The following is a 3,249-nucleotide window of genomic DNA, read 5'->3' as shown; positions in this document are numbered from 1 at the left end:
CTTCGTTCCCAGGGTCTCGCACATGGCATTGACGATCCGCGTGCCCACCCCAGAGCCTTTGGCGGGCGCACCTTCGGACCGGCCGATGCCATCGTCCTCGACAACAAGTTCCGCCTTTTCATCAGGTAGCTTTCGGACCCGGACGCGAATTTCTCCGATCCCGTCTGGATAGGCGTATTTGAAGGCGTTGGTGACGAGTTCGGTGACAACGACACCAAGATTGACGCTTGCGTCGGTCTCGAGTTCGATCGGTTCGACCTCGTGCAACAATGTCATGCCGCGGCCTTGGCTGCGCATGGAGTCGCGGAGATGATCGAGGAGTCCGGTCAGATACTCGTCCAGCGCGACAGAGCGCACATTGCCCGACCCATAGAGCCGCTTGTGGACGAGCGAGATCGCAAGGATGCGGTCCTGCGTTTCGGCAAGAGCATCTTTGGCAGCACGATCACCCAAGGCCTTCGACTGCAAGCCAACCATTGACGAGACGAGGGTAAGACTGTTGGCAACCCTATGGTTGACCTCTGACAGCAGCACTTCGGCCCGATCGCGCGCTTGTGCCAAGTCTGCCGTGCGGGTCGCGACACGCTGCTCGAGTTCGCCGTTCAGGATAGCGACCTGATCACGCCTCGCACGAAGCTCTCTTGTGTAGCGAGCAACCCCGAACGCAGCGCCGCCAATGACCACGATGATGACGAGCGCGCCGATGGCCGAAACCAGCCGAAGCCATCCGGTATTACGGCGCTGTTCAATGACGCCGGAGGTTAAACGGCTATCCGCCTTGCCAATGATTCCCGAGAAAAACACGTTTGCTTCGTCGGTCAGAGCTTTGCTGCTGTTGGTGCGAAAGGCGGCCAGGGCTTCGTCCTCCCGCTGATTGCGCTTGAGGGCGATCGTCCGTTCGAGATCATCGAACTTGGTGCCGACAACTGCGGCCAAGCGTTTAAGTAGGAGGTCTGAATTCGGGTAGGTCGGCAAAAGGATCTGCAGGGCCGACAGGTGCCGTTGCGCCTGGATTTTCGCGGCTTGATAGGGAGCGAGATAGATCTCGTTGCCGGTGATGATGAAGCCGCGCTGGCTCGATTCAGCGGTCTGCATCGCGTTTCTCAATTCGACCGCTGCCACTCGCGTGTTGCGCGCGGCGATTGCGTCATCAAAATACGACTGCGCCCGCTCGCCCAGCCAAACATTCATAGCGACGATCGTCATGAGGGCGACGAACCCGACTAGCAGGAAAGCGGAGGTCGACCCTACAAGATAGCGCCTGGACATCATCAGGCACTCCTGCATCATTCCTGGTCACTGTACCATTGCAGAATGCAGGCTACCTCGTCGTTCCAGGACCCGTTTGACGCAACCGCCCCTATCTACGCCGCCATCACTGACCTGGAGCAATGAGCACGGCGCCGCACTGCTCATAGATTGATTGTGCCCGTCGGCGTACACATTGGGCCGTCAGGCTCACCCGCAGATCCATTAAACGCGCATTGCCGTTCGGAAACCCGCCCGGCTGGTGCATCCCGAAAGCCTTCCTCGAGCACAGCTTCGAGTGCCGCGACGGCTCCGTCGAGATCAGAGATGCGCGCGAGAAGCCGAGAGGGAGGAATGGCCTCGATTTCGGCCGCGGCGAGGAGTGCGTTGCGGCGTTCATCCGCAAGGCGGCGATGCAAATGTCTGAGTTTGTTCACGTCGTCCATTGACCCTACCTTGTTTGTGAAATGCGCCAAAGCGCAGCGCGATCGCTTGCGTCGGTCAGTTCATGAGATGTCGCCGGAGGTCCAGAACCCGCCAGCCTGGTTGCTCGTCTCTGAGGCTTGAGAGGAGATCGGCGCTGCTTGGCGTCGGTCCGATTTCGGCGGTCCAGAGTGACCCGCAAGTCCGACATTCCAGCTCGGCAAAGCAGCGCTGTCCTTCGAAGCGCGTTTGGATGAGCATGAGATCTTTGTCCTGTCCGGGGCAGCAGTCACAGGTGAACGGGTCGACCTTCATGGCGGGTGACTTTCGGGCGAGATCTCCTGGTCCTGTTGTGTTTTAGGCGAGTTTGACACAATAGCGACTCTGATCTGTTTTAATAAAAAACAATAATGATCAATTTATGCAGAAAACAATCTATGTATATTGTCTCCAGATATGAGACGATTACGATCAAAAATGCGTAACGTTAATGAGCTTAACACCCTGTTAGTGATCATGTAGGCAAGTCACTTCTTGTATCGGAAGATGCCCACTCCAATGCGTGGCAGGCGTCATGGCTCATGCAGCGCACTTCCCTCACGTGGTGGCTTGCCACGAGGACACGCGGAGCAAGTTTGTCGGGAGGATGGCGCCCGGCTGTCGATCTGTCATACGCGCTCAACGTTCGATGCCCGGCCGGCGTCGCAGATCTGAGTTAAAACGCGTTCGTCAGTTCAATCCTTCATTCATTGCGTGGGAACGACGGCTGAAACCAAAGGAGACCGCGCCGCTTTGACGAGTGTCTCATCGACGATCGGGAGCCATCACCATGTACCAGCGCGCGATTTCGACGACGCAGCTGTCGCACATTTATGACGAGCTCGAGTACACCGGAACTGTTCATGAGGGATCAGTTTGGGTGACCACCGGCAGTCATCCAGATCTCGGATCTGTCGTGACGATCCAGGATGAGGATCCCAAGGTCGCCATCATGCATTCGCAGTTCCCGTTGGACGTGCCGCCGGACGCGGACGAGCCTGCCCGAACTCACTGAATGTCGGTAAAGCCATATCGCGGCGCATCATTTCACGAAGAACGAGGCAAAGATTTCGGGCGCCCCGCCCTCCTGTGTCAGGTGCTTGCCATGGTCGCCGGCATATCCTTGGTGATCCGGTAGACGTGCATCCGGCTCAACCCGGTCTCTTTGGCGATCGCGGTCGGGCCCATGCCTGACGCATGAAGCTGGCGCACCTTGTCGATCGGCGCCGTCGCCTTTCGGCCCGTGTAGACGCCCCCGCCCTTCGCGGCCTCGATACCAGTCTGCTGACGCTCGCGGATGAACTTGCGCTCCATCTCGGCCACCATGCCGAGAACGGTTACCAGGATCGAGCCGGTGGCATCCTTGGTGGAGAACGCGGGTTCCAACACGGTCAAAGCGGCGCCCTTCCCTTCCAGCTCATGCACAAGGTTGAGCACACCGCGGGTTGATCGGCCGAGCCGGTCGAGCTTCACCACCACCAGCTCATCACCCGGCCGAATGAAATCCATGACGGTGGCCAGCTCGTCGCGGCCGTCGCG

Annotated in this window: 4 protein-coding genes; 1 reads left to right on the top strand and 3 read right to left on the bottom strand. The window is 58.7% G+C overall.

What is annotated here, in order from left to right:
- Together M8523_RS36090 and M8523_RS36085 are read right to left on the bottom strand one after the other, a co-directional pair.
- Positions 1 to 1,272, bottom strand: a 1,272-nt coding sequence (locus M8523_RS36090) for a sensor histidine kinase (protein WP_282589610.1), incomplete at its 3' end; no start/stop codon positions are given.
- Positions 1,273 to 1,412: 140 nt separating this feature from the next.
- The gene (locus M8523_RS36085; RefSeq protein ID WP_282589609.1) at positions 1,413 to 1,694 is read right to left on the bottom strand and encodes a hypothetical protein; all 282 of its coding nucleotides are present in this window, start codon (positions 1,692 to 1,694) and stop codon (positions 1,413 to 1,415) included.
- 896 nt (positions 1,695 to 2,590) lie between these two features.
- Here M8523_RS36085 and M8523_RS36080 point away from each other — a divergent pair.
- Positions 2,591 to 2,725, top strand: coding sequence for a hypothetical protein (locus M8523_RS36080; RefSeq protein ID WP_282589608.1), 135 nt, complete (start codon positions 2,591 to 2,593; stop codon positions 2,723 to 2,725).
- Positions 2,726 to 2,802: 77 nt separating this feature from the next.
- Here the strand turns inward: M8523_RS36080 and M8523_RS36075 are convergent.
- Positions 2,803 to 3,249, bottom strand: a 447-nt coding sequence (locus M8523_RS36075; RefSeq protein WP_282589607.1) for a recombinase family protein, incomplete at its 5' end; no start/stop codon positions are given.

Source organism: Lichenifustis flavocetrariae (assembly GCF_026130545.1).
GTDB lineage: Bacteria > Pseudomonadota > Alphaproteobacteria > Rhizobiales > Beijerinckiaceae > Lichenihabitans > Lichenihabitans flavocetrariae.
This window is presented reverse-complemented; position numbering and strand designations above follow the sequence as displayed.